Source organism: Pseudomonas sp. 9_2_1, from assembly GCF_059295275.1.
The window spans coordinates 4,523,445-4,549,540 of sequence record NZ_CM181239.1 but is presented as its reverse complement, the minus strand read 5'-3'; the positions used below and the strand labels follow the sequence as shown (position 1 = coordinate 4,549,540).

General features: G+C 61.9%; 22 protein-coding genes. 15 read left to right on the top strand and 7 right to left on the bottom strand.

The annotated features are described in order from the left end of the window. Window positions 1-3: 3 nt before the first annotated feature. The 4 genes from AC5O5I_RS20715 to AC5O5I_RS20700 are packed head-to-tail and all read left to right on the top strand — an operon-like array spanning window position 4 to window position 7,221. Complete coding sequence (locus AC5O5I_RS20715) at window positions 4-2,652, top strand: hypothetical protein (protein WP_494511473.1); 2,649 nt, start codon at window positions 4-6, stop codon at window positions 2,650-2,652. Further along, the gene (locus tag AC5O5I_RS20710) at window positions 2,649-2,903 is read left to right on the top strand and encodes a hypothetical protein (protein ID WP_494511472.1); all 255 of its coding nucleotides are present in this window, start codon (window positions 2,649-2,651) and stop codon (window positions 2,901-2,903) included. The genes AC5O5I_RS20715 and AC5O5I_RS20710 overlap by 4 nt, the downstream gene beginning before the upstream one ends. After that, window positions 2,900-3,421 carry a hypothetical protein gene (locus tag AC5O5I_RS20705; RefSeq protein WP_494511471.1) on the top strand — a complete coding sequence of 174 codons (522 nt, stop codon included), beginning with the start codon at window positions 2,900-2,902 and terminating at the stop codon, window positions 3,419-3,421. The genes AC5O5I_RS20710 and AC5O5I_RS20705 overlap by 4 nt, the downstream gene beginning before the upstream one ends. Next, window positions 3,418-7,221 (top strand): RHS repeat domain-containing protein, encoded by a 3,804-nt coding sequence (locus tag AC5O5I_RS20700; protein ID WP_494511470.1) that lies wholly within the window; start codon window positions 3,418-3,420, stop codon window positions 7,219-7,221. Before AC5O5I_RS20705 ends, AC5O5I_RS20700 begins: the two co-directional genes overlap by 4 nt. Before the next feature lie 46 nt (window positions 7,222-7,267). On the opposite strand, the gene AC5O5I_RS20695 is transcribed toward AC5O5I_RS20700, so the two are convergent. From AC5O5I_RS20695 to AC5O5I_RS20670, 6 genes are all read right to left on the bottom strand, one after another. Beyond that, window positions 7,268-8,353 carry a fimbrial protein gene (locus AC5O5I_RS20695; protein WP_494511469.1) on the bottom strand — a complete coding sequence of 362 codons (1,086 nt, stop codon included), beginning with the start codon at window positions 8,351-8,353 and terminating at the stop codon, window positions 7,268-7,270. Window positions 8,354-8,409: 56 nt separating this feature from the next. Then, window positions 8,410-10,905: a fimbria/pilus outer membrane usher protein gene (locus AC5O5I_RS20690; RefSeq protein ID WP_172226194.1), complete on the bottom strand. Its 2,496-nt coding sequence runs from the start codon at window positions 10,903-10,905 to the stop codon at window positions 8,410-8,412. 31 nt (window positions 10,906-10,936) lie between these two features. After that, the gene (locus AC5O5I_RS20685) at window positions 10,937-11,692 is read right to left on the bottom strand and encodes a fimbrial biogenesis chaperone (protein ID WP_494511468.1); all 756 of its coding nucleotides are present in this window, start codon (window positions 11,690-11,692) and stop codon (window positions 10,937-10,939) included. A gap of 93 nt (window positions 11,693-11,785) precedes the next feature. Beyond that, window positions 11,786-12,331, bottom strand: a complete 546-nt coding sequence (locus AC5O5I_RS20680) for a fimbrial protein (protein WP_494511467.1) — start codon at window positions 12,329-12,331, stop codon at window positions 11,786-11,788. 446 nt (window positions 12,332-12,777) lie between these two features. Then, on the bottom strand, window positions 12,778-13,188 hold the full coding sequence (locus AC5O5I_RS20675) for a PA2817 family protein (protein ID WP_172226203.1): 411 nt from the start codon (window positions 13,186-13,188) through the stop codon (window positions 12,778-12,780). Between the two features lie 68 nt (window positions 13,189-13,256). Then, window positions 13,257-15,704, bottom strand: a complete 2,448-nt coding sequence (locus tag AC5O5I_RS20670; RefSeq protein WP_494511466.1) for an acyl-CoA dehydrogenase — start codon at window positions 15,702-15,704, stop codon at window positions 13,257-13,259. A 282-nt stretch (window positions 15,705-15,986) separates the two neighbouring features. Here AC5O5I_RS20670 and AC5O5I_RS20665 point away from each other — a divergent pair, with 282 nt between their 5' ends. The 3 genes from AC5O5I_RS20665 (at window position 15,987) to AC5O5I_RS20655 (ending at window position 18,464) form a co-directional block, all read left to right on the top strand. Beyond that, window positions 15,987-16,610, top strand: a complete 624-nt coding sequence (locus tag AC5O5I_RS20665; RefSeq protein ID WP_172286056.1) for a glutathione S-transferase — start codon at window positions 15,987-15,989, stop codon at window positions 16,608-16,610. 145 nt (window positions 16,611-16,755) lie between these two features. Further along, entirely contained in the window at window positions 16,756-17,688 is a 933-nt protein-coding gene (locus tag AC5O5I_RS20660) for an ABC transporter ATP-binding protein (RefSeq protein WP_172226212.1), read from the top strand. Further along, window positions 17,685-18,464, top strand: a complete 780-nt coding sequence (locus tag AC5O5I_RS20655; protein ID WP_172286055.1) for an ABC transporter permease — start codon at window positions 17,685-17,687, stop codon at window positions 18,462-18,464. Before AC5O5I_RS20660 ends, AC5O5I_RS20655 begins: the two co-directional genes overlap by 4 nt. Here AC5O5I_RS20655 and AC5O5I_RS20650 read toward each other — a convergent pair. After that, on the bottom strand, window positions 18,348-18,974 hold the full coding sequence (locus AC5O5I_RS20650) for a DUF2062 domain-containing protein (protein ID WP_172231560.1): 627 nt from the start codon (window positions 18,972-18,974) through the stop codon (window positions 18,348-18,350). The genes AC5O5I_RS20655 and AC5O5I_RS20650 overlap by 117 nt on opposite strands. Before the next feature lie 142 nt (window positions 18,975-19,116). Between AC5O5I_RS20650 and AC5O5I_RS20645 the strand changes: the two genes are divergently transcribed. The 8 genes from AC5O5I_RS20645 to murB all read left to right on the top strand — a co-directional run bounded on the left by AC5O5I_RS20645 (window position 19,117) and on the right by murB (window position 25,996). After that, the gene (locus AC5O5I_RS20645) at window positions 19,117-21,390 is read left to right on the top strand and encodes a DNA internalization-related competence protein ComEC/Rec2 (RefSeq protein ID WP_494511465.1); all 2,274 of its coding nucleotides are present in this window, start codon (window positions 19,117-19,119) and stop codon (window positions 21,388-21,390) included. A 68-nt stretch (window positions 21,391-21,458) separates the two neighbouring features. Next, window positions 21,459-22,094, top strand: coding sequence for a MotA/TolQ/ExbB proton channel family protein (locus AC5O5I_RS20640; RefSeq protein WP_172231566.1), 636 nt, complete (start codon window positions 21,459-21,461; stop codon window positions 22,092-22,094). Then, entirely contained in the window at window positions 22,091-22,525 is a 435-nt protein-coding gene (locus AC5O5I_RS20635) for an ExbD/TolR family protein (protein WP_172231569.1), read from the top strand. Before AC5O5I_RS20640 ends, AC5O5I_RS20635 begins: the two co-directional genes overlap by 4 nt. Next, on the top strand, window positions 22,525-23,526 hold the full coding sequence (gene lpxK / locus AC5O5I_RS20630) for a tetraacyldisaccharide 4'-kinase (protein WP_172230905.1): 1,002 nt from the start codon (window positions 22,525-22,527) through the stop codon (window positions 23,524-23,526). The genes AC5O5I_RS20635 and lpxK overlap by 1 nt, the downstream gene beginning before the upstream one ends. A 43-nt stretch (window positions 23,527-23,569) precedes the next feature. Beyond that, window positions 23,570-23,755, top strand: a complete 186-nt coding sequence (locus AC5O5I_RS20625) for a Trm112 family protein (RefSeq protein WP_003247142.1) — start codon at window positions 23,570-23,572, stop codon at window positions 23,753-23,755. After that, window positions 23,752-24,516: a 3-deoxy-manno-octulosonate cytidylyltransferase gene (gene kdsB / locus AC5O5I_RS20620; RefSeq protein WP_172230896.1), complete on the top strand. Its 765-nt coding sequence runs from the start codon at window positions 23,752-23,754 to the stop codon at window positions 24,514-24,516. Before AC5O5I_RS20625 ends, kdsB begins: the two co-directional genes overlap by 4 nt. Continuing rightward, window positions 24,516-24,980, top strand: a complete 465-nt coding sequence (locus tag AC5O5I_RS20615; RefSeq protein WP_172230899.1) for a low molecular weight protein-tyrosine-phosphatase — start codon at window positions 24,516-24,518, stop codon at window positions 24,978-24,980. Before kdsB ends, AC5O5I_RS20615 begins: the two co-directional genes overlap by 1 nt. Next, a complete protein-coding gene (gene murB / locus AC5O5I_RS20610; protein ID WP_494511464.1) occupies window positions 24,977-25,996 on the top strand; it encodes a UDP-N-acetylmuramate dehydrogenase in 1,020 nt (339 codons plus the stop codon). Before AC5O5I_RS20615 ends, murB begins: the two co-directional genes overlap by 4 nt. Window positions 25,997-26,096 lie beyond the last annotated feature (100 nt).

The window sequence follows — 26,096 nt, the reverse complement described above, 5'->3', positions numbered from 1 at the left end:
GCCATGTTCTATTCATTGGAGCAACTGCTTGAAAAAATGAAGCAAGGATCGATGACGCTTGGCTGGGGCGCAGTCGCGGTGTACAGCCGTCGCCAGCTCAATCGTTTGCTCGAGCAGCAGTATCTGCAACGCCTTGCGGAGAACAACTTTCTTCCACCGTTCAGCGACATACTCAAGCGCAAGGCGGTGGGTCAGACAGTCTCGGTGGAAGGGCTCGAGTTCGGCACGCCGATGTTGTCATTCAGCAGCGCCTCGGTCAGCGACTCCAAGGCCACGCTGACCTTGAACATCATCAGCGGCACGCTGACCTTCAACGGGGAACTGCTGCGCAGCTATGTAATCACCGAAGCGCAGGGGCATTCGCTGACAATGGAGGTCGACCTCCAAACCGTGCGCGGTGAGGTGGCCCCCTATGGTCGGGTCGCGCTGAATCTGGCCAAGGGTGCGAAGTTCACCAGCAAGCTCTTCGATGATGAGGAGGAAGACAAGGACCACCTCCACCAACAGCTGGACAGGGCATTGGGAGATTGGCTAGGCGCCATGCCAGCGCGCTGCGTGATGTTTGAATTGGGCACGGTGGACTTCGCCGGTTATGACGAGTTGACCCCTACGAACTTCATACTGCGCACCCAAGCGGCCCCCGGGGCACGTATACGAAATGCAGACAATTACGGTGATGGCGCAGTGCTGGTGTTCATGCGCCTGCGTGGCAACGCTACTGATGGCGAACAGCCCGATGGCGCATACCCTTATCTGCTCCCCGAAGGCGACTATTCGGCCACGCTGGTGCTGAACAAGGATCTGTTGAAGCACGCTTCCGCAGAAGGCTTCGAGCTGCTCGCTACCCTGCTGTTTCCGGAACTCAATGCTTTCGTCAAGACGGCAGACCACACGCCGCTGGATCGAGCCCTGTTCGGCAATATAAACCCGTTGCTGATGAGCATGAAGGTTAAGCCGGCCATGGGTACGGTTGTGCCGGCGGGCCAAACGCATCAGTTCGAACTGTACGATGGCGAGGACAAGGAGCAAAAAGCCAGCGCCTGGTCAGCGCTCAATCCACAAAGCCATGACGATAAAGGGCATGGCACGATCAACGCCGATGGCCTCTACACTGCCCCCGCTGCGGACGAGGTAGGGGAGGATGTGCTGAACGTCATCATCACGGCGGAATTCAAGAAAGGTAACGATACCTACAAGGCCTCTGCTCGCTTGCTGGTGACGTCCGCGCAGGTACTGGCGATGCCCGTTGCTGGCGCCTATCAGCCCAGGCAGAGTGCAAATGGCATAGATGTGTGGAACGCGGGCAATGATCCGGTCAGATTCCGATTGCTGGGCCAGCCTTTGGGCGAGCTGGCGTATGTGGGAGGCGGGCGATCAAGGTTCGTACCGGGTGGACAAGCCCAGCGGCGAGTCATGAGTGTGCAGGAACTGCAGGCTGAGTCGGCGGAGCAGAACCGCACTGCTCTCGTTCTGGTTCACAACCAGCCCCTGGTGGCGCTCGACCCACCCTTCGTGCCGAAACAGGCCTTCGGTGGCACCACCCAGCTACGCGAAGTGAACCGCATCATGCCCAATGAACAGCGGCGCTGGCGAATGTTGTCAGGCCCCGGCAACGTGTCCCCATCGGGGCAGTTCACGGCCTCTACACAAGGCATACAGCAACCCAATGTGGTGGCCTGTGAAGTGGTGCGCAATGGCGTGGTATTCGCATCGGGCTATAGCGTGCTGAAAGAGACGCCGGTAAAGCCACTGAGCAGCTGGGTGGCACTGCAGCGCTTCACCGTCACGGTTGGCAAAAGCCCCGAGGGCGTGCGCGGGACAGTCGGCTCCAGTGGCTTCCAGCAACTGGAACTCGAGTTCACCGTGGAAACCTTGCAAGCGGATGGCGCGGACTACAAGTTGAGTCCGGCAGAAATTGCCACGCTCACGCTTTTCGACCGCGCAGGGCAGAAAGTTGCCAGCCTGTGCGACAACGAGGAAGGAATCGGCAAGGAGTATGGCAATGTCTGGCGTACCAGCCTGACAAAAAACCGGTTCGTATTGGCCAATGAAGGCCCCATGCAATCTGCAACGCCGCGTGGTCCGGAGGACCGGACCATACGCCAGACGCTCCACCTGCACCGCCGCGGAACGTCGGGGTCGCAAGTGTTTTACGCGGGTTTCAAGTCCGCGAGTGGCAGGTGGTTTTATTCCAATGACACGGATCATCGCAACGCCACCATCGAGGTTCAGGTGCGGACACCGGAGCCGTACAAGTCCAGCGATTATACGTTGACTCGCAAGCGTGTGGTTGGTGGTGGTGCAGTTATGGATCCTCCAGGCGTCCCTGTGGACCCGCAACATGAAGCCTTCGACCTGCACCCGGTCACTGAAGATTACTGGTTGCTGGACTACCGGAGCGGGACTTTCTATACAGCGGAGTTCATAAAATCCAAGGCGAGTGATGAGGATGGCGATGTCAACACGTCGATCGCTCGCTGGGAAAGCCCTTACTCGAATGAGCGCTTCTACAGTTACACGGGATATATGTTCCAGAATCATGGCGAGCCGGAACCCACTGCTGTTTCTTCGATAAACGAATCAAGGACCTGCTGGGGACGGAAGATTACCATCGCCCGGTGCGCTCGGAATACGAAGCGGGGCTGTTGGTGATCGCCAACCACCGAAACATGAATCGTGAGCTGGGTGAGGTTGATCCGAACGTGCTGTCGAAACTGTCCAAGCCATTACGCGTGCAGTTACATGATGCACTGGGGCATGTCCATGTGGTGCAACTCGATTATCTGCCTTCCACCACAATCGGTGATCGAAACGTATTGGTGCACAGCGTGCCTTCACGGCCAACGGCCGGCGATGACTCGATCATTCGCCTGGGTAACTTGAATGCGGGGGAGTCGGTATGAAATCAACAACCTTGAACAGCGTTTTCGCCTGTTTGCTCTCTGTGTGTAGCTTTGCCTGGGCCGATCAACCGAATTTGCCCAAGCAGCTCAATAGCAGAATCGAGTTTGCGCAAAAGATGGATGGCGAGCAGATGCCTGGCGGCCGGCAATGCTCAATCGGTATTCCGGAAAGTGGATACAAGCTTAATAAAATGTCCGATGCCGGGTGTGGCAATGACGTTGTGACGTTCTTCAGATTCGTCGATGTCCCGTCCACGACGAGCGTGCATTTATCATCCGAGCGGAGTTGCTCGGGGGGGGACTGGACGTTTGGTGTGCAGGCAATCAAGCACCCCACCACCTCGAAGTGGGTGGACATTCGAACGCTCAGAGGCGTGGACGTAGGAACTATCCTCCAACCGGGCCTGATTAAAAGTCATGATCGCTACAGTAGCGGAAATATTGAAGGCAAGCTGAGTTGCGCAGTTGTCTATGCGCCAGGAGGCTCCGCCTCTGTCGCAGAGGGAGAGCGACCATGAGCGCATCCACCGCTGTGCACTCCAACGCTTTCAATTTCTCTGCCTATATTGAAACCGGTGTCGATCCGCGTACCGGTCAATATACGATGTCCATCAAACTGCCTGCATTGAAGGGCAACGCCCTGCAGGGCCCGGATTTCGGTCTGACGTTGTTCTACAGCCCGTTGAACAACGAGGATTCCGGGTTCGGCAAAGGCTGGAATCTGCAACTTACGCAAGTGCGCAATAACCTCGTGACGCTGAGCAACGGTGAGTCTTACAAGATTACCGGTACCTCCTCGTCTACCGGGCGCCTGGAAATGAGCGAGCAGAAGCTGCGGCACTTCGACCTGTACCCGGAACCTGCAGGCCCCGACGGTGCCGAGCGTTTCCGTGTGGAGCATCGCTCCGGCCTGGTCGAGGTGCTGAAAACGATGGGCTCGGGCGCAGGCCAGGTTGCCTTGCCCGTCGAACTGCATTCGCCGCTTGGCCATGTGCTGTACCTGCAATACACGCCTTTTCAGAACGGTCACGTGCTGCTGAGTGAGGTGCGGGATGAGGATGAAACACTGCTGACGTTGCAGCGTGTGGGCAACAGCCGCGTCGAAATCCTGTGCTATCCCTACGGGGGCGCGGGCGGCGACCCGCTGGCGCGCTATGGCATGACCTTGAGCGGCAGCGACTTGCGGGTCAGCGAGATCACCCTGCCCACGGCCAACCAGGCACGTTGGCGATTCACCTATCGGGATGTGCGTGGGTACCTTTGTGTGAGCGAGGTGCGTACGCCTTTTGGCGGCCACGAGCGGATTTTTCACGAGGACGCCGGGCACCAATTCCCGCCCAGCGCCAACCGGGCCAATCTGCCACGGGTCACCCTTCACGAAACGCTGCCAGGTTTTGGCCAGCCTGCCAGCGTGGTGCGCTATGAATACCCCGACGCGCACAATTTCATCGGTGGCGGCAGTACGGTTCCTTGGTCTGATGAAGGCCTGGACAACCTTTACCGGGTAGACAAGGGGTATACCTACCAGACCGTTGAGCGTCATGAAGTGCAGGGTAGAACCGTGCGTTCGATCACGCGTACGTTCAACCGTTTTCATCTGCTGACCGACCAGGACACCGTTCAGGGAGACAAACGGCTGCAGGCGTTCAGCGTCTATGGGGAAGTGGACGGTTCGTTCGATCAGCAGCCGCCTTTCTTCCAGTTGCCCCACCAGGAAACCCAACGCTGGTCACTGGTCAGCAACCCTTTGAAGCAGCGCGAAGAAACGCAGGCGACAACCTACGATACCCACGGCAACGTGCTCACTCGCTTACTGCCGAACAAGGTGCTTGAGACCAATGTCTGGTATCAGGGCGCAGAGGAAGGGGACCCGCACGGTTTCGTGCGCAACCTGAAATCCAGGGAGGTGAAGCCTGCAGCTACAGGGCAGGGCAGTGCGCGTACCTTGATCCAGCAGTACCAGTACAGGCAGTTGACGCCGCTGGGCGGCTACCTGAAGAAAGCCTGGCGGTTGGTCGATGTCGAGACACTGAGCGAGCCTGGCGCACAGCCTGGCGAATTCCACGAAAAAGTGGCCAGGGTGTATTTCGACGCCACTGCCGAGCCATTCAGCTATGGTCGAGTGCAGTTGCAGACCCTGAGTTACCCGGGCGACGAGCCGGGCAAGGCCCTCGACACCGCAACGCATTACGTTTACAGCCTGCCTGACGACACGCGTGCATTGCAGACCCTGCAAACGCAGGTAGGTTTTGACGGCGAAACCAAGACCATTACCTTGCAGCATGGCCTTGAAACGGGTGAGCCGGTGCTCAATCGGGACGATAACGATGTCGAAATCCGCTATGAATACGATGCTTTGCGCCGAGTGGTTGTTGAAATCGTTGCGCTAGGCAAGCCAACCGAGGCTTACCGTCAGTATAAGTATTTCCTGTGCGCTTACGACAACGAGCAGGCTCAGCAATGGGCGTCCGATGTCAAGCAGGTAGAGACCCATACCCTGTTCGACGGCCTCAGTCGCCCGGTCTTCGAAGAGCGTGAAGACCGGGACAGCGCCACGTTCGCCGGTGCATCCCGGCCTATTTATCGCGCGCAATACGACGAGCTCGGCCAGCTGTCGAAGGAAACAGAGATCGATTGGCTGGGTGATCGCCTGCTCGAGTTGACCAGCACCTACCACTACGACGACTGGGGTCAGCAGTACAGTGTCACGCTGCCTGAAGGTGTGACCGAGGTCGAGGAAGTCGACCAGGTGGCAAGCAAGGATGGCCCGGTGCATCGCACCTGGCGAGAAGTGGGTGGGGTACGCTGTAGCGGTATCACCGAAACTTGGCAAAACCTGTTTGAAAAACCGTCGCGGATCGAGCGTTTTGCCCTCGACGGCAGTACTGTTGTCAGTCTGCAGGTCAATGAATACGACGGCCTCGGTCGCCTCAGCGCGGAAAAACGCGGGAGCGGTACCGGCCAGCGCATCGACCAATATCGCTATGACGTTTTTGACCGTGTTATACAACATGACCTGTCGGACCGTGCCAACAAGGTTTATCGTACGTACGCCCTTCATAGTCGCAATGACCTGCCTGAAAGCATCAGCGTGGGTAGTTCCGAGGCGACGGCGCGGTTGCTCGGTCTGCAGAAATTCGATGGCCTCGAGCGGCGCATCATGGCGACGACAGGCGGACGGCGACAGGTGTTCGAGTTCGCCCCGGGCGAACGGCAACCGTGCAGGGTGCGAGCGGCTGACGGCAGGGTGATCGAATACCAGTATGACCCCTCGCTCAGTGAGGAGCCGGTAACGCGGGTGTTGGCCGGAAAAACCGCGCAATATGACTACGACCCTAAAAACGCCAGGCTGAGGCATTGCGAAGAGAACAGTGCTGACGATGGCACCCGCTATCTCATGGACCGTGACTACTTCCTCGGCAATGGTGAGGTCCGGACAGAGACGCGGACCGTGGAAGGTGAAGCCTTCACCATGGTTTACGACTACAGCTACCGCAGTCGCCTGCGCGGTTACCTGGACGTGCTGAACCAGATGCAGTGCTACGAATATGACGACTTCGGCCGCCTGGTGAAAACTACGTTGAGCGCGCCGGTGGCTGCGAACTCCCGCTACCGGATGCGTCGTGAACCAGCAGCGCAGCAGTTGTTGCTGATATCGACGTTCGAGTATGACGAGCAGGGGCGCATGGCGTCCTACTCCACGCAGGATGTCGTGACGGGGCAGGCGTTGACCACCCGGCTTGATTATGACGAGTTCGACAGAGAGATACTCCGTACCTTCGATTTTGGCGACACCCTGCAAACCCTCAAGCAGGATTATGACCAGTTCGATTGCCTGAACTATCGAATCCTGGAAGAGCTCGACAAGAACGCTGACCCGAGCGACGCCAAGCTGCTGCGTCACGAAACATACCAGTATGATCGGCGTGGTAGGCTGCAGATATACACCTGCACGGGCCCCGCGGCGCCTGTCGACCCCTCCGGTAAGGTTATTGCCCGCCAGACGTTCGGCTTCGATGCGGTCGACAACATCACCTCGGTCATCACCCAGAGCCCTGGAGAGAGCCCACTGCGAACGCTGTACGAGTTCACCAATATCGCCGACCCGGCGCAACTGACCAGAATCGTCCCACCTGCCCCGCTGCTGCCTGTTGAACTGGAGTACGACTTGAATGGCAATTTGACCAGGGATGAGCAAGGCCGGGTGTTGATCTATGACTCACTCAACCGCCTGCTGGGGGTCGAGACCTCCACAGGTGAACACTGCCTCTATCATTACGACCCCGAGAACGTCCTGTCCGGGACCTCATCTGGCTGAGGGCTTACGCTGAAGCAAGGCCGGTGTCATGGCCGGCCTTGTTTTGCTAGCGGTAGCGAATGGTAAAGTTCAGGGCCCCTTTGGCAAGGCCAGCACCTACTGCGCTGCTCGCCTCCAGCTGATAGAAGCGAGCCTCGAAGTCCAAGGGTACCTCGCCCTTCTTCAAGGGTATCAGTTCGTGCTCCGTGCCCAGTTGCATCGGCTTCCCGGCGTAGAGCATCTGGATGCCCACGCCGCGTGCATCGGAGTCGTCGGTCAGGCTGAACACGTGTTCTCCCGCGGGGCCTACTGGCTTTGAACCATTGATGCCATGGAGCTCGATGGTGGCCAACGTCTCATTGTCCGGATCGCTATCCACCTGGCAATTGCTCAAGCGAATCCGGAAAGGCTTCGCGGTCGTGGTGAAGCCCGGGCCGGTGAAGTCTTTGGTGTTCCATTCGCCGAGATCCACCGGTAAGGCGCTGGTCGCAGCGAGTACATCGCACTGGGTCTGGATGATCGATGCCCGCAGGCTGAATTCGAGTACCTTGCCCAGGCCGGTATCCACGTGGCCAGTGATCAGTGGGCCGTCCACTACATGGATCCCAGGTGACAAGTCGCCCGTCTTGACCAAGGTGAGAGTGTGGTTAAAAAAGAACATCTCGACGGGGGCCAACCTCACTTGCTCGTACCAGGAGGTGAATGGCACATAGGGTGAAGGTTCCGGGTTGAATTGGTCGGTTCCCCCCTGAAACGGAAGCCCCATCATTATGATTGCGCCGACGCCTGGGATGCTGGTGTTCAGGATAGGCGCATCCGAAAGGTGGCTGTCAACAGTGGCTATGGGGGGGTGAACACCGAAGGAGGCTGCCATGTCGAAGTTGATTCGCTTGCCCTTGGGATCACAGGTAAGGACCAAAAGGTTTCTGTCAGGAAGAGACGTTGATCCGAAAGTGGCGATCGTTCTGCCGATCCGCGCGTCGCGCGGGACGTAGAGGGTGCCCAGGTCCCGTTCATATTGCATGATCCCGGCGCTGCGCAGGGGGTCGAACCAGCACCGCTCGTCTCGGTCGGACGTTGCCATAGCCTGAGCTGCTGGCCAGACCAGCGCCATCAGCAAGGCTCGGCGCAGGTTTTTCTTGATGTCTTTCATGGCTTTCCTGAAGCGCGTAGGGCAGCCACTTGCGAGGCTGCCGTGCGATTGATTTGCTAGATACAGGTGAGGGTTTGCAGGCGATAACCGTCGACCAGCGGAGCGGCCAGCGGGTCGACGTTTAGCTGGCAACTGGCCTCGGGCTGGTCGCCCCAGCTCACCAGCAAGGGGTGATCCACACTCGGGCTGGTGAGCATGACTACGCCGGCTTGCCCAACCATGCCGATCGGCTCGCCGTCTTTACCCAGCACCTGGGCACCAAAGGGCAGGGGCTGGCCGCCCGCGCCGTGCAGGGTCAGCACCAGGCGCGAGACGCGGCTGGCCTCAAAGCGTCGTTTCACCACTGCACCTCGCCGTGGCACCACTTGTGCGGTGCCATTGTCGATTTGCACATCAGGGTCCAGGCGGTCGGTTTCCAGCACGATCGCGTTGGCCCTGTAAGGTTGCAGGTGGGGCAGCAGTGCATAGCCGTGCGCATCGGTGCGGGTGCCGACCGCGTTCTGCAGGCCGACATCGGCCACGCCGGGGACTTCGACCAAGGCTGCGGTATCACCCAGGTAGCGACCGAATGCCAGCCCATCCGCGTGCAGCAGCACAGCGCCACTGGCATTCAACGACAGGCTGCGATAAACGCTGCCCTCGGTAATACCACCACTCAAGCTTGCGTAGGGCGCCTGGTGGCCGAGGGACAGGGCCGCAGTTTTACGGTCGCTTTCGTCACGGCTGAGGCTGGCGCTGTAGCTGAGTGCGCGTTCGGTGTCATTGCCGCTGAGCGTAGCGCGTTGGCTGTGGCCTCTGGCGTTGTGCTGCAGGCCGAAAGAGGCATTGAGGGGGCGGCCGAAATGCAATGGCATCGACACGCTCAGGCCGAACTGGCGATCGCTGCCGTAGCGGTCGGCCAATGACTGTGAGGCGAACAGGCTGTAACTGACACCGCGGTGATGGGTGTTGAAATTGAACTGATATTGCCGCTGGCTAGCACTGCGCTGCCAGTAGTCCTGTTGTGACAAGGTGAGGGTCATCGAACTGCTCCTGCCCAGGCTCTGGTGCACAGATGCCTCCAGCCGACTACGGCGGCCGCCGCTGAACTTTGCGTCATTGCTGCGCTGGCGCAGCGCCTCATCGAAGTCACGGTAACCTTGTGTCGAATAGCGGTAACCTGCGAAACGCAAGTTGGTATTGCTAGTGAACGCTTTACCGTACTTCAGTGCGTAGCTCGTACCCTGCACATCGCGCTCATGGGTGTTGTCTATTGTGCTGAATGCCTGAGTAACGTCGAAGGCCAGCGCCCCAAAGTTGCCGAGGTCCTTGCTCAGGCCCAAGTTGCCCGCGCGGTAGAACTCACTTGCCATCAACCCGCCGTAAAGGGTGGTGTTCCACTGGGTGCCAAGTGCCAGTGTGCCCTGCCAGAGCAGGGGGGTGTCGAGTCGAGAAGAAGGATTGTAGCGCCCCAAGGTTGCACTGTAGCGCCAGACACCCGGTCGCATCAGGCTGTTGATGGTCGAGAATGGCTGTATGAACCGCCGTACCTGGCCATCGGCCTCGGTCAGGACGACTTCCAGCTCGCCACTGCCTGCTGTGCTGAGATCGTCGATGGCATAGGGCCCGGCGCTGACGTATGTCGAATAGATCGGATAGCCATTCTGCCAGACCTCGACCTTTGCCCGGCTTTGCGCTACCCCGCGAATGATGGGGGCGTAACCGCGCTGATTGTCGGCCAGCATGCTCATGTCAGACGCCACACGCATACCCGAGATCGGGACTGAGCGAAACACGTCGCTGTCGGTGAAAGTTTCGCCAAGGGTCAGATTGGCACGGGTACCCGGAATATCCCGCTGAGCGAAAGTTTGCACTCTGGTCCATTCACGCCCGCCCTGGCTGTCGTGGCGCCAGGATTGTGTGCTGCGCAGGCGCCACTCGCCTAGATTGACGCCAGTGTTCAGGTACAGGTCGCCACTGTTGAAGCGGCCTGCGTAGCGATTGTTGCCTTGCAGGGTCGACGCTTGGTAGCTGATGAAGGCGGCATTGATACCGCTTTCCCAGCGAGACGGGTCGACCTGCCCGGCGCTGTCTCGGCGCATGGCGATCTGGGGGATTGAAATGCCCAAGTGCAGCTCCCCCGGTGAAAAGATGACTTGCGCGCCCGGCACCACTGCCGTGAGGTCCAGGCAATCTTTGCTCTGATCATCCGGGTTGGCCAGCGCTTCCAGGCGCAGGCCCCATTCGCCGAGCAGCTTTGCGGCAAGGCAAGGTTGCAGTTCGCCGTCCGGGTTCGGCTGGAAGTCGAGCTCATGTTGACCGACCGGTTCGAGGTTGACCTGCACGCTGACGCGGTAAACGCCAGGCGCCAGTGCCTGGTCGCTGGTGAGTTTGCTCAGGGACCAGACGCCAACCTCTTCAGGCTGGCCCGGTACCTGGCGCAGGAAGCCGCTCTGGAACCCTGAGTCTGCGTGTGCGCACGGCAGTGCGAGCAAGGCCGAGCCACCCAACACGCGCAACAGTGCGCTGCGCGGGCTGTGCGAAATGCACCAGCGTAGTGAGGGGAGGAACATGGTGATGTCCTTTGTTGCTGCGAGGCCGGCCCTAGTTGGGCAAATGAATAGGTGAAGTCAGCGGGGTGGTATATCCACCGTAGTCATTGATAACGGAAAATTCGGCGCGCAAGCCGGCGGTTCGGGTAATACCGTCAACGGGGTAATCCTGTGCAGCGAAGGGCGCTACCATGGCGGTGTTCCTTAGTTTGTGTTGCTGCCCTGGGCCATGCACGTTCAGGCGAATGAAGGTGACATGAAACGGTGAGGAGTTATCAACCCGCAAATAGGGCTTACCGTTTTTTTCTATCAATGAAAACTTCAGGGATTTCAATTGGCTGGTGGACGAACCTTTCAGTTGCTGCGGTCGATAAAACATCTTGATGCGGGTTCGCATCGCAATGTTGAGGGTGTTGCCAGGCGCGTCACTGGCTTCGGGTATTTCCTGAACATTGAGGAAAAACAGCGACTCGCGATCGTCGGGCAGTGTGCGAGGTAGTCCATTGATTTGCACAAGCTGCTCTTTGCCGGGTGGCAATTTGAACAACTGTGGTGCTGGCAGAAACGGTACGGCGGTTGTATTGTCATCGGCACTGGTGTTGATCCACGTCTGCACGGCATATGTCTGCGTGCTGGGATTGCGCACGACCACCGTTGTATTGCGCTTGTCACTGTGGAACACCAGTCGGGTATTGTTCAAGGCCAACGCCGCCTGGGCACTGGTAATGGGCAAGGTGTACAGCAATATGGCCATGCAGGCGCCCATGAACGGGCGCAGGCATGCCGCCGCTGGAAATAAGCCGGGCATGAAGGAGGTTCCTTTGGGACCCAGACGCCGAGGACGCCTGGGTGATGCAACGAAGCGAAGTGACACGCCAGGTCAGGCCGGGCGCGCTTTCTATCAGATGATATCGACGGTGAAGGTTACCACTGCAGAGGCTACGCCAGCGGTCACCGTAGGCGCAATGGAGCGGTAGTAGGCGTTAAACGACAGGCGCGTTTCATCAGTGTTATTCAGATCATACGCATCAGTGGCGATGCCGGGCTTGATGACTTTGCTGTCTTTATCACGCAGCGAAATGGCCACACCTTTTGCGCCGTCAGAGCCTCCTGTCACCGCGAAGTAGTCACCGCTTGGATCGGCGGTACCGGTGAAGGTGACGGTAGCGCTGTTGTCAGCGAAGCCGCATTTGGCCCCATCGCGAATTACCAGATCGAAGCGTTTGCCAACATATTCTTCACCCACGTTCTCGAACTTGCTGGCTGGCACGTCACCCAGGCGGATAGCGCTGACGGGACTGTTGTCACCAGGATTGACGATTTCAATCGGGCAGCCGTCGGCGGTAATGCGGCCTTCGAAATTCAGGGTGCTGGTGCTGGCGAAAGCCGAAGTGCCTGCGGTGAGGGTAAGCAGGCCGAGCGAAAGTGCCACGAGGGATTGTTTCATGGGTTCGATAATTCCTGAGTCAAGTTGTGATGGAGTACTGCTGAAGTCACGGCTATATGTGGGGCGTTATGCATTGCCACTGCTGCGCTTCGGCGCTGATTCTATTGATGGTACTTGGTTTATTTCAATGGGAATTTAAGCCGTTTATTTGTTATTTATTTATGTATAGGGGGCGGGGTTATTTACTGTTGTATTTTCTGTGTGTGGTGGCGGATATTTACCGATGCTGCGTTGAGTGCTGTGGGTGCAATAAGTGTTTTCTGAATTATGATTGGGATGCGTTACCGTCAGAGGGCATAACGTAATTGCAAGTAAGAGGGGCAAGCGGGGGAGCGGCGGGCGAGCGCAGGAGAACAGTTGTGTGCTGGCGACAAGGCAGAGGTGGCGCGGTGCCGAGAAGGTGCAGACGCCTCGCGGTGCAGGGTCGAGGCGTCGGGGAAAGGTTGCTAGTGCGAGCTGTCGCCGCCATTGAAACTCAGCAGTTGTTTTTCCTGGTGCCAGTCAAAAGGTTCATCGGCCTGTTCGGCCTCATAGCGACGCTCTTCCAGTTGCTGGTAGAGCGCCAGCTCATCATCCGGCATGAAGTGCAGGCAGTCGCCGGCAAAGAACCACAACAAGTCACGCGGGACCAGATGGGCAATCTGCGGGTAGCGCTGGATCACCTGGCAGATCAGGTCCTGGCCCAGGTACTGGCTTGCCAGCGGGTCCTGTGGCAGCAGCGTGAGCAGTTCGTCGAAGCGTTCGAGGAACAGGGCGTGGCTTTCTTCTGGCACCTGCTCTGCTTCACCCAGTGCCACCAGGATGGTGCGCAGGTGCTGGAGCAGTTGCAGGTGATATTCCAGGTGGGGGGTGGCCATGGAATGGGTCCTCGGTATGGCTGAAACGGGGGGCGGAGTATACGCCGCCCCCCGTTGCCCGCGAAGGGTCAGCGCACTTTGCCCGGTTCAGGTAGCAGCTGCGCCTTGTCGAAGGCATCGACATCGATCACCTTGCGGCGCGCCTGTTCGGCCTCGTGCAGGCGCTGGCCTTCGCCCGGCTGCAGCACGCCGGCCTCGACGGCGGCGTCGATGGCGGACTGGCCAGGTGCAGGCTGTACTTTTCCTTCTTTGATGGCCTGGTGCAATGCTTTACCTGTTGGCGCCGCATCGTCCAGCAGGTCGCTGGCCCTTTGCAAGGCTGCAACCGGGTCATCTTCGCCCTGCGGGCGATAGCAGCCCGCCAGCAGTTCTTCCAGCGCCGGGTCGCCCTTGCGACGGCCAATCAGCTCTGCCACTTCGGCATCCAGTTCATCGCAGGGGCCGGTATGGCGACGGCCGAAGGGGAACACCAGCACCCGCAGCGCGCAGCCGACGAAGCGGTTGGGGAAGTTGTCGAGCAGGCGGTCCAGCGCGCGCTCGGCCTGGCCCAGGCTTTCTTCCATGGCCCAGCGCAACAGCGGCTGCAGGTGTTCAGGGGAGCCCTGGTCGTGGTAGCGCTTGAGCGCAGCGCTAGCAAGGTACAGGTAGCTCAGCACATCACCCAGGCGGGCACTGAGGCGTTCGCGGCGCTTGAGCGCGCCGCCCAGCAGCATCATCGACAGGTCGGCCATCATCGCGAAGGCGGCAGCCTGGCGGTTGAGCGCGCGGAAGTAGCCCTGGCTCAAGGCATCACCGGGCACGCGCTCCAGGCGACCCAGGCCCAGGTTCAGCACCAGCGTGCTGGCAGCGTTGCCGGCGGCGAACATGATGTGCTTCATCAGCAAGTCGTCAAACTCGCGCAACGCCTGCTCACGGTCTTCGCGCCCGGCCAGGGCCATTTCCTTGAGCACGAACGGGTGGCAGCGGATGGCGCCCTGGCCGAAGATCATCAGGTTGCGCGAGAGGATGTTCGCGCCTTCGACGGTGATGAAGATCGGCGCCCCTTGCCAGTTGCGCCCCAGGTAGTTGTTCGGGCCCATGATGATGCCCTTGCCGCCATGCACGTCCATGGCGTGCTGGATGCATTCGCGGCCGCGCTCGGTGAGGTGGTACTTGAGGATCGCCGACAGTACCGAGGGCTTTTCGCCCAGGTCCACGGCCTTGGCCGTGAGCAGGCGTGCGCTGTCCATCAGCCAGGCGTTGCCGCCGATACGAGCCAGCGACTCCTGGATGCCTTCGAAGGCCGCCAGCGGCACATTGAATTGCTCGCGGATGTTGGCGTACTGGCCGGTGACCAGGCTGGTGTACTTGGCGGCGCCGGTACCGACTGCGGGCAGGGAGATCGAGCGGCCGACCGACAGGCAGTTCATCAGCATCATCCAGCCCTTGCCGAGCATGGCCTGGCCGCCGATGAGGAAGTCCAGCGGTACGAATACGTCCTTGCCGCTGTTGGGGCCGTTCATGAACGCGGCGCCCAAGGGCAGGTGACGCTTGCCGATATCCACACCCGGGGTGTCGGTGGGGATCAGTGCCAGGCTGATCCCCAGTTCCTCCTGTTCGCCCAGCAGGTGGTCAGGGTCGTATGCCTTGAACGCCAGCCCCAGCAGCGTCGCGACGGGGCCCAGGGTGATGTAGCGCTTCTCCCAGTTCAGCCGCAAGCCGATGACTTCCTCGCCCTGCCATTGGCCTTTGCAGATGACCCCCGTGTCGGGCATCGCGCCGGCGTCGGAGCCGGCCAGCGGGCCGGTCAGGGCGAAGCAGGGGATGTCATCGCCGCGGGCCAGGCGCGGCAGGTAGTGGTTGCGCTGCTCGTCGGTGCCGTAATGCAGCAGCAGTTCGGCCGGGCCCAGCGAGTTGGGCACCATCACCGTGGAGGCGAGGTCGCCGCTGCGGGTGGCCAGCTTCATGGCTACCTGCGAGTGGGCGTAGGCGGAAAAGCCTTTGCCGCCGTACTCCTTGGGAATGATCAGGGCGAAGAAGCCATGGTCCTTGATATGCGCCCAGGCTTCGGCTGGCAGGTCCATGTCCTGGCCGATCTGCCAGTCGCTGACCATGGCGCACAGTGCTTCTGTGGGGCCATCGATGAAGGCCTGTTCTTCATCCGTCAGCTTGGGTGCCGGATAGGCGAGCAGGGTGCGCCAGTCGGGGCGACCGCTGAACAGCTCGCCGTCCCACCACACGGTGCCGGCGTCGATCGCTTCGCGCTCGGTCTGCGACATCGGCGGCAGGGTGCGCTGAAACCAGTTGAACACCGGGCCGGTGAATACCTTGCGGCGCCAGTCCGGCAGCGCGACCAAAGCGACTTTGAGCGCCAGCACGATCCAGATCAACGTCAGCAGCCAGCCAGGGGCACTGCTGAAAATGCCCATCAGCAGCACATACGCCGCCATGGTGCCCAGGATCTGCAAGGGCGCCAGGCGCCGGTGCGTGAGGTACGCCGCGCCGACCACCAGCACTACCAACCACAACAGCAACATAATCGGTCCTCCTTGGAACCAAGGGCTTGAGCCGTCCCGGATAGCTTAGACGCAACGCCGGGAACGACAGGGTCAGAACAGTGACAGGGTGTGGCGGCGGGAGTTTCAGATCCTTGTTTTTCCGTACTTGCCCAAATCGCCGGCAAGCCAGCGCCCACAGGTCACCACGGGTTGAAGGTTTGCGTGGTACTTATGAGCGCTGGCTTGCCGGCGATCGGGCCGGTACAGGCGACGAAACTCTGGAGTAGACTGTGCCACCTGCGCATTCATAAGGACGTTGCCATGCTGAAGATCTGGGGCCGCAAGAATTCGAGCAATGTACGCAAGGCGCTGTGGATCGCCCACGAACTGGGCCTTGATTTCGAATCCATCGACGCTGGCGGCGCCTTCGGCGTGGTCAATGAGCCGCACTACCGCGCCCTTAACCCCAATGGCCTGGTGCCGATGCTCGAAGATGGCGACCTGACCCTGTGGGAGTCCAATACGATCGTCCGCTACTTGTGCGCCGAGTACGGCGCCCAGCAGGGCTGGTACCTGGCAGACCCGCGCCAGCGCGCCCTGGCCGACAAGTGGATGGACTGGACCACCTCATCCTTCGCCGCGCCGTTCCGCCCGCTGTTCTGGGGCCTGCTGCGCACCCCGCAAGACCAGCGCGACTGGGTTGCCATCAACGCTGCCCACAAACAGTGCGCGCAGTTGCTGGCCATCGCCGACGAAACCCTGGCCACACAACCGTACTTGTCCGGTGACCAGATCGGCATGGGCGACATCCCACTGGGTAGTTTCATCTATGCCTGGTTCGAGATGCCCATCGAACGCCCGACCATGTATCACCTCGAAGCCTGGTATGAACGGCTCAAGTCACGCCCGGCCTACCAGGCTGCGGTGATGACTGCACTGACCTGATCGAACACAACGCGTGCCTCGATAGTCATTATCAATACACATGACTGTACTTGTGCGGCCCGGCCTTGCACCATGGGCCGCACTCACTGCGCCAGTGACTTTGCCTGGCGTGTCCCGCACCTTTTTCCTCGGTAAGTGACCCGCTATGAGTTCCGCCCTGTCCATCCGACAGCTGACCAAGACCTACGGCAACGGTTTCCAGGCCCTCAAGGGCATCGACCTGGACGTTGCCGAAGGCGACTTCTTCGCCTTGCTCGGCCCTAATGGCGCCGGCAAGTCCACCACCATCGGCATTCTCTCCACCCTGGTGAACAAGACCAGCGGCACGGTCAACGTGTTCGGCCACGACCTGGACCGCGAGCCGTCGGCGCTCAAGCGCTGCCTGGGCGTGGTGCCGCAAGAGTTCAACTTCAACCAGTTCGAGAAAACCTTCGACATCGTCGTCACCCAGGCCGGCTACTACGGCATCCCGCCCAAGCTGGCCAAGGAGCGCGCCGAGCAGTACCTGACCCAGCTGGGGCTGTGGGACAAGCGCGACGTGCAGTCGCGTTCGTTGTCCGGCGGCATGAAGCGCCGCTTGATGATTGCCCGCGCGCTGATCCACGAACCGCGCCTGCTGATCCTCGACGAGCCTACTGCGGGCGTCGATATCGAGTTGCGTCGCTCGATGTGGAGCTTCCTCACCGAGCTGAACCAGAAGGGCATCACCATCATCCTCACCACGCATTACCTGGAGGAGGCTGAGCAGCTGTGCCGCAACATCGGGATCATCGACCACGGCACCATCGTCGAGAACACCAGCATGCGCAAACTGCTGGGCAAGCTGCATGTCGAAACCTTCGTGCTCGACATCAAGCAGGACCTGGCCAGCGCCCCTGTGCTGCAAGGTTACCCCTGCCGGCTGCTGACCCCGCATAGCCTGGAAGTGCAGGTGGACAAGGACATCGGCATCACCGCGCTGTTCGGCCAGCTGGCGCTGCAGAACATCGAAGTGCAGAGCCTGCGCAACAAGACCAACCGACTTGAGGAGCTGTTCGTGTCCCTGGTGGAAAAAAACCTGTCGAAGGTGGCGGTATGAGTGTGGAACTGCGCACCAACTGGGTCGCCCTCAATACCATCGTCTACCGCGAGGTGCGGCGCTTCTTGCGTATCTGGCCGCAGACGTTGCTGCCGCCGGCGATCACAATGGTCTTGTACTTCGTCATCTTCGGTAACCTGATCGGCCGGCAGATCGGCGACATGGGTGGCTTCACCTACATGCAGTACATCGTGCCGGGGCTGATCATGATGTCGGTGATCACCAACTCTTACGGCAACGTGGTGTCGAGTTTTTTTGGCAGCAAGTTCCAACGCTCGATCGAAGAGCTGATGGTGTCGCCAGTGTCGCCGCACATCATCCTTGTCGGCTATGTGCTGGGCGGCGTGCTGCGTGGCTTGGCGGTGGGGGTGATCGTGACCATCCTGTCGATGTTCTTCACCGACTTGCAGGTGCATCACCTGGGTGTGACGGTGGTTGTGGTGCTGCTGACCGCCACCATCTTTTCGCTGCTGGGCTTCGTCAACGCAGTGTTCGCGCGCAACTTCGATGACATTTCGATCATTCCGACGTTCGTGCTGACGCCGCTGACTTACCTGGGCGGGGTGTTCTACTCGATCAACCTGCTGCCGCCGTTCTGGCAGACCGTGTCGCTGGCCAACCCGGTGCTGCACATGGTCAACTCGTTCCGCTACGGCATTCTAGGGGTGTCGGATATCAGTATTGGTACGGCGATCACCTTCATGCTGGTGGCCACTGCGGTGCTCTATACCCTGTGCGTTCGCCTGCTGGTCAGCGGCCGTGGCATGCGTGCATGAGCAACGCAGCTTGCGCCGGCGCCACTGCCGGCCAATCCACCAGCGCCAGTACAGCAGGGTGGTGAAGTAGGCAGCGACGCCCAGCACCACCCCGCACACCACCGAACCCAGCAGAAACGGTTGCCAGACGGTCGCCAGCTGGTCGGTGATCCATTCGAAGGTGAGGGCGTCGGGCAGGCTGCGTGGCGGGACTTGCATCAGCCAGGCGCCGGTCATGTAAGTGACGAAGAACACCGGCGGCATGGTCAGCGGGTTGGTCAGCCACACCAGGCTGACGGCAATGGGCAGGTTGCCACGCACCGGGATCGCCAGCGCGGCAGCCAGCAACATCTGCATGGGGATGGGTATCAGCGCCGCGAACAGGCCTACCCCCATGGCCCGTGCTACCGAATGGCGGTTCAGGTGCCAGAGGTTCGGGTCGTGCAGCAGCTTGCCGAAAAAGCGTAAGGACTTGTGTTCGCGAATGCTGGTCGGATCCGGCATGTAGCGTTTGAAAAGTCGGCGCGGCATGTAGGCTCCCGGGGCGTTGATCGAGGCAGTATGCCCTTATTCCCGTTCAGCCTCGTTTAGAGTTTGTGACAATTGTTGAGCAAGCTGGGCCGACAATTGCGCTATGCCTCAGAAGGTGATTTCGCTTCTGGAGCTCTATCTCATGCGCACAGGGATGTTGGCGCTCGCGCTCGGGCTTCTGGCCCTGGGCTTTCTCCCCGCCTTGCCATCGGTCGGATGGCTGATGCTGCTGGCTGCCTGTGCGGTTGCCAGCCTGTTCGGCCGGCTGTGGCCGTTGGGGGTTTTCTTGCTGGGGCTGTGCTGGGCCTGCTGGTTGGCGCAGCAGGCGCTGGATGACCGCCTGGCCCCCGCGCTGGACGGTCGCACCTTGTGGCTGGAGGGCAGGGTGGTGGGTCTGCCGGCGCGCACGGCGCAAAGCGTACGCTTCGAGCTGCAGGCCGCCCAGTCGCGGCGGGCGCAACTACCAGGGCGCTTGCAGCTGAACTGGTTCGACGGGCCACCGCTGCGGGCGGGTGAGCAATGGCGGCTGGCGGTGACCTTGCAGCGCCCGGCCGGGCTGCTCAACCCGCATGGGCCAGACCGCGAAGCGCAATTGCTGGCGCGGCGCGTTGGCGCCACGGGCACGGTCAAAGCCGGGCAATTGCTGGCGCCGGTTACTGGCGGCTGGCGTGATTCGCTGCGCCAGCGCCTGTTGGCCGTGGACGCCAATGGCCGGCAAGCCGCGCTCGTGGCGCTGGTGCTGGGCGATGGCGCGGGCCTGGCCCGGCAGGACTGGCAGACACTGCAGGCCACCGGCACGGTGCACCTGCTGGTAATTTCCGGGCAGCACATCGGGCTGGTCGCTGGTTTGTTGTATGGCCTGGTCGCCGGGCTGGCCCGTTGGGGCCTGTGGCCTGCGCGGTTGCCTTGGTTGCCCTGGGCCTGTGGCCTGGCCATGGCTGCGGCGCTGGCCTATGGCTGGCTGGCCGGTGGCGGCGTGCCGGTGCAGCGGGCCTGCCTGATGCTGGCGGTGGTGTTGCTCTGGCGGCTGCGTTTTCGCCACCTTGGGGCGTTCTTGCCTTTGCTGCTGGCGTTGGTTGCCGTGTTGCTGGTCGAGCCGTTGGCGGCACTGCTGCCTGGCTTCTGGCTGTCGTTTACCGCCGTGGCCACGCTTATCTATTGCTTCAGTGCCCGCCTGGGCGGCTGGCGACCCTGGCAGGCCTGGACGCGTGCGCAGTGGGTGATCGCCATCGGTTTATTGCCGGTGCTGCTGGCTACAGGCCTGCCAGTCAGCCTGAGTGCGCCGCTGGCCAACCTGGTGGCAGTGCCGTGGATCAGCCTGGCAGTGTTGCCGTTGGCGCTGTCGGGTACGCTGCTGCTGCCGCTGGGCGGGGCAGGTGAGGCGTTGTTGTGGCTGGCGGGTGGGCTGCTGGACCTGTTGTTCCGAGGTTTGGACCTGGTGGCGCAACAGCGCGCGGCGTGGCTGCCGCCGGCCCCGCCACTGTGGGCCTGGCTGCTGGTGTGCGTTGGGGCGTTGCTGGTGCTGCTACCCCGCGGCGTGCCGCTGCGCGGTTTGGGCGGGGTGATGCTGCTGGCGCTGTGGGTGCCCCGGGAGCCAGTGCCGCTGGGGCAGGTCGAGGTGTTGCAGCTGGACGTTGGTCAAGGGTTGGCGGTGCTCTTGCGTACCCGCCATCACAACCTGCTGTACGACGCCGGGCCGGCCAGGGGGGATAGTGACCTGGGTGAGCGGGTGGTGCTGCCGACCTTGCGCAAGTTGGGGGTGGGCAGCCTGGACATGATGTTGATCAGCCATGCGCATGCCGATCATGCGGGCGGTGCAGCGGCCGTCGAGCGGGGCTTGCCGGTCAGGCGGATGATCGGGGGCGAAGCGCTGGAGCATGTTCAGTTGCAGCCGTGCAGCAGCGGCGAGCAGTGGGAGTGGGATGGTGTGCGTTTTTCGCTGTGGCGCTGGGCTGACGGGCAGAGCAGCAATGACCGCTCCTGTGTGCTGCTGGTCGAGGCGCAGGGTGAGCGATTGCTGTTGGCGGGTGATATCGAGGCCGCTGCGGAGCGGGCCTGGCTTGCGCAGGCTGACATGCCCCGAATCGACTGGCTCCAGGCGCCCCATCATGGCAGCCGGAGTTCGTCCACCGAGGCTTTCATCCGTGCGACGGCGCCGCAGGGGGTGTTGATTTCCCGGGGGCGCAATAACAGCTTTGGGCATCCGCATGCGCAGGTGGTGGAGCGGTATCGGCGGCATGGGGTGGTGATGCATGACACGGCGGTTGAGGGGGCATTGCGGCTGGTTTTGGGGGGGCACGGGGCGGTTGAGGGTATGCGCGGGCAGCGGCGGTTTTGGCGGGTTCGTGCGGCGCTCGATCTCGCAGGCGCTGAAAATGTCGCGGCAAAAACCTCCCGGCCCCCACCAATTCCCTGACCTCTGGCAGATGAGCCCTCGGCGCGCCTATGGTAGAGTGGCGGCCTTTTTCCGAAGGGGCGTTTACTGTGTGGGAATTGGTCAAGTCCGGTGGTTGGATGATGCTGCCGATCATTCTGAGTTCCATCGCTGCCATGGCTATCGTCGGCGAGCGCCTGTGGACCCTGCGCGCCAGTCGCGTCACCCCGCCGCACTTGCTGGGCCAGGTGTGGATCTGGATCAAGGACAAGCAACTGACCAGTGACAAGCTCAAGGCGCTGCGTGCCGACTCGCCACTGGGTGAAATCCTCGCGGCAGGCCTGGCCAACTCGCGCCATGGCCGCGAAATCATGAAAGAGTGCATCGAGGAGGCCGCCTCGCGTGTCATCCACGAGCTGGAACGCTACATCAGCACCCTCGGCACCATCGCCGCCATGGCCCCGCTGCTGGGCCTGCTGGGTACCGTGCTGGGCATGATCGACATCTTCAGCGCCTTCATGGGCTCGCAGATGACCGCCAATGCCGCAGTGCTGGCCGGTGGTATTTCCAAAGCGCTGGTAACCACTGCTGCCGGCCTGATGGTCGGCATTCCGGCGGTGTTCTTCCACCGCTTCCTGCTGCGCCGCATTGATGAGCTGGTGGTGGGCATGGAGCAGGAGGCGATCAAGCTGGTGGAGGTGATCCAGGGCGACCGTGAAGTGGAAGTGGCCGGAGGCAAGGCGTGAAGTTTCGGCGCAATCGCCAGCGGGAGAACGTCGACATCAACCTTGCGTCGCTGATCGACGTGGTGTTCGTCCTGCTGCTGTTCTTCGTGGTCACCACCACCTTCACCCGCGAGACCCAGCTGCGCGTCGAGCTGCCCGAGGCCGCCAGCGCCGAGCCGGCGCCGGCCGAGCAGGGCAAGCTGGTGGAAATCACCATCAGCGCCGAAGGCGTGTACTCGGTGAACAACCACCTGCTGCCCAAGAGCGACCTGGCCACCCTGAGCGAGGCGATCGAGCGTGAGTCGGGCGGCGACAACAAGCTGCCGCTGGCTATCAGTGCCGACGGCAAGACCCCGCACCAGGCGGTGGTCACTGCAATGGATGCCGCCGGCAAGCTCGGCTTCAGCCAGTTGCGCATGACCACCGTCGAGGCGGCCCAGGGCACGCCCTGATGGCCTTCGCCGACCGCCTGCTCGCTGCCTGGTACGCCGGCCACCCGGCGCTGGCGCTGCTGCGCCCGCTGGAGGCGCTGTACCGCCGTGTGGTCACGGGCAAGCGGGCGCGTTTTCTCAGTGGTGAAAGCGCCAGCTACCGGGCGCCGGTGCCGGTCATCGTGGTGGGCAACATTACCGTGGGCGGTACCGGCAAGACGCCGATGATCCTGTGGCTCATCGAGCACTGCCGCCAGCAGGGCCTGAAGGTCGGCGTGGTCAGCCGTGGCTATGGTGCCAAGCCACCACAGCTGCCTTGGCGGGTGCGGGCTGACCAGCTGGCTGCCCAGGCGGGTGACGAGCCGCTGTTGATCGTGCAGCGCACCGGCGTGCCGCTGATGATCGACCCCGACCGCTCGCGCGCGGTGCAGGCACTGCTGGCCAGCGAACCCCTCGACCTGATCCTGTGTGATGACGGCATGCAGCACTACCGCCTGGCTCGCGACCTGGAGCTGGTGCTGATCGATGCTGCCCGCGGCCTGGGTAACGGCCACTGCCTGCCCGCCGGCCCCCTGCGTGAGCCTGCCGAACGTTTGCAAGACGCTGACGCGGTACTGTTCAACGGCGCCAGCGCAGACCGCGCCGATGGCTTCGGCTTCTGCCTGCAGCCCAGCGCGCTGGTCAACCTGCGCAGTGGCGAGCGCCGCGCGCTCGATTATTTCCCCGCCGGCCAGCGTCTGCATGCGGTAGCCGGTATCGGCAACCCGCAACGTTTCTTCAACACCCTGCTGGGGCTAAACTGGCAGCCGCTGCCGCACCCCTTCGCCGACCATGCGCAATTCAGCGCCGAGCGCCTGGCTTTCAGCCCGCCGTTGCCGCTGGTGATGACCGAGAAGGACGCGGTTAAATGCCGGGCCTTCGCTGCTGACGACTGGTGGTACCTGGCCGTCGAGGCCCAGCCCACCGCGGCGTTCAGCGCCTGGTTCGACAGCCAGCTGCGGCGCTTGCTGCGCAAGCCCTGAGCTTTTTTCATTTTCCGGCCATCTGGCCTCAAGGAAGCCTCCAATGGACACCAAACTGCTCGATATCCTGGCCTGCCCGATCACCAAGGGCCCGCTCAAGCTCAGCGCCGACAAGACCGAGCTGATCAGCAAGGGCGCCGGCCTGGCCTACCCGATCCGCGACGGCATCCCGGTGATGCTGGAAAGCGAAGCGCGGACCCTGACCGACGACGAGCGTCTGGACAAATGAGCGTGAATTTCACTGTGGTGATCCCCGCCCGCCTGCGGTCCACGCGCCTGCCGGGCAAACCGCTGCTGCTGATCGCCGGCAAGCCGATGGTCCAGCATGTCTGGGAACAGGCGCGCAAAAGCGGCGCCAGCCGGGTGGTCATCGCCACCGACGACACCAGCATCTTCGAGGCCTGCCAGGCGTTTGGTGCTGAAGTGCTGATGACCCGTGTCGATCACGAGTCGGGCACCGACCGCCTGGCCGAAGTGGCTGCGCAGCTCGGCCTGCCCGCCGACGCCATCGTGGTCAATGTGCAGGGCGACGAGCCGCTGATCCCGCCGGTGATCATCGACCAGGTGGCCGCCAACCTGGCCGCTCACCCAGAGGCTGGCATCGCCACCCTGGCCGAGCCGGTGCATGAGCCGGAAACCGTATTCAACCCCAATGCGGTCAAGGTGGTCAGCGACAAGCATGGCCTGGCCCTGAGTTTCAGCCGCGCGCCGCTGCCGTGGGCCCGCGATGCCTTCGCCAATGACCGCAGCCAGTTGCCGCCGGGCGTACCTTACCGCCGCCACATCGGCATGTACGCGTACCGCGTCGGCTTCCTGCAGGACTTCGTCAGCTGGGGCCCGTGCTGGCTTGAGCAGACCGAAGCGCTGGAGCAACTGCGGGCCCTGTGGCATGGGGTGCGGATTCACGTCGAGGACGCCATCGAGGCGCCTGCCGTGGGCGTGGATACCCCGCAAGACCTGGAGCGCGTGCGGCGCTTGCTGGAGGCCTGATGCGCGTCCTGTTCGTGTGCCTGGGCAACATTTGCCGCTCGCCCACCGCCGAAGGCGTGCTGCGCCAGCAACTGCAAGCCGCCGGGCTTGCCGACCGGGTGCATGTGGCCTCGGCCGGCACCGGTGACTGGCACGTCGGCAAGGCCCCCGACAGCCGTACCTGCAAAGCCGCGCTGGCGCGTGGTTACGACCTGTCGCAGCAGCGTGCGCAGCAGGTCAAGGCGGCACATTTTGCCGAATATGACCTGATCCTGGCCATGGACGAGAGCAACCTCCGCGATCTGCGCGCCCTGCGCCCGCATACCTCGGCAGGTGAGCTTGACCTGTTCCTGCGCCGCTACGGTGCTGCACTGGATGAAGTGCCAGACCCGTATTACGGCGGTGCCGACGGTTTCGAGCAGGTGCTCGACCTGGTTGAAGCGGCCTGCCAAGCGCTGGTGCTGGAAATCAAGGGGCGGCTATGACAGTGCAGTGGCAGGAGCAGGTATCGCTCAAGCCGTACAACACCTTCGGCATCGACGTGAAGGCGCGGTATTTCAGCCAGGTGCACGATGACCAGCAAGTGCGCCAGGCCCTGAGCATGGCGCACCAACGGGGGCTGCCGGTACTGGTGATCGGGGGCGGGAGCAACCTGTTGCTGACCCGTGATATCGATGCGCTGGTGCTGCACATGGCCAGCCGCGGTCGCCGCGTGCTCAGTGATGACGGCGAACGTGTCGTAGTCGAGGCCGAGGCCGGTGAGCCATGGCATCCGTTCGTGCAGTGGACGCTGGCGCAGGGCTACTGCGGGCTGGAGAACCTCAGCCTGATCCCGGGTACGGTAGGGGCTGCGCCGATGCAGAACGTGGGTGCCTATGGGGTGGAGATCAAGGACGTGTTCGCCGGCCTGACCGCGCTGGACCGTGAGACCGGTCAGCTGCATGACTTCGGGCTGGCGGAGTGCGCCTTCGGTTATCGCGACAGCCTGTTCAAGCGCAGCCCGGGCCGCTGGTTGATCCTGCGTGTGCGGTTTGCCTTGAGCCGGACCTTGCGGGCGCACCTGGACTACGGCCCGGTGCGCCAGCGCCTGGCCGAGCAGGGCGTGACCCAGCCGACAGCTCAGGCGGTCAGTGATGCGATCTGCAGCATTCGCCGCGAGAAGCTGCCAGACCCGGCGGAGCTCGGCAATGCCGGAAGCTTTTTCAAGAACCCGGTGGTAGCGGTTGAGCTGGTCGAGCGTATTCGTGGCCAGCATCCGGGGGTGGTGGCTTATCCCCAGGCTGATGGGCAGGTGAAGCTGGCAGCGGGCTGGCTGATCGAGCAGGCGGGCTGGAAGGGCTATCGCGAAGGGGATGCGGGCGTGCATCGCTTGCAGTCTCTGGTGCTGGTCAACTACGGCCAGGCGAGCGGGGCGCAGATGCATGCGCTGGCGCTGGAGATCCAGGCGGATGTGCTGCAGCGGTTTGGGGTTGAGCTGGAGATGGAGCCTAATCTCTACTGATTCCTTGCCTGTACTGGCCTGTTCGCTGTTGCAGGCAAAACCCCCGGCCAAGAAAAAGCCCCGCCAGTTCGCACTGGCGGGGCTTTTTCATTCAGCCTTG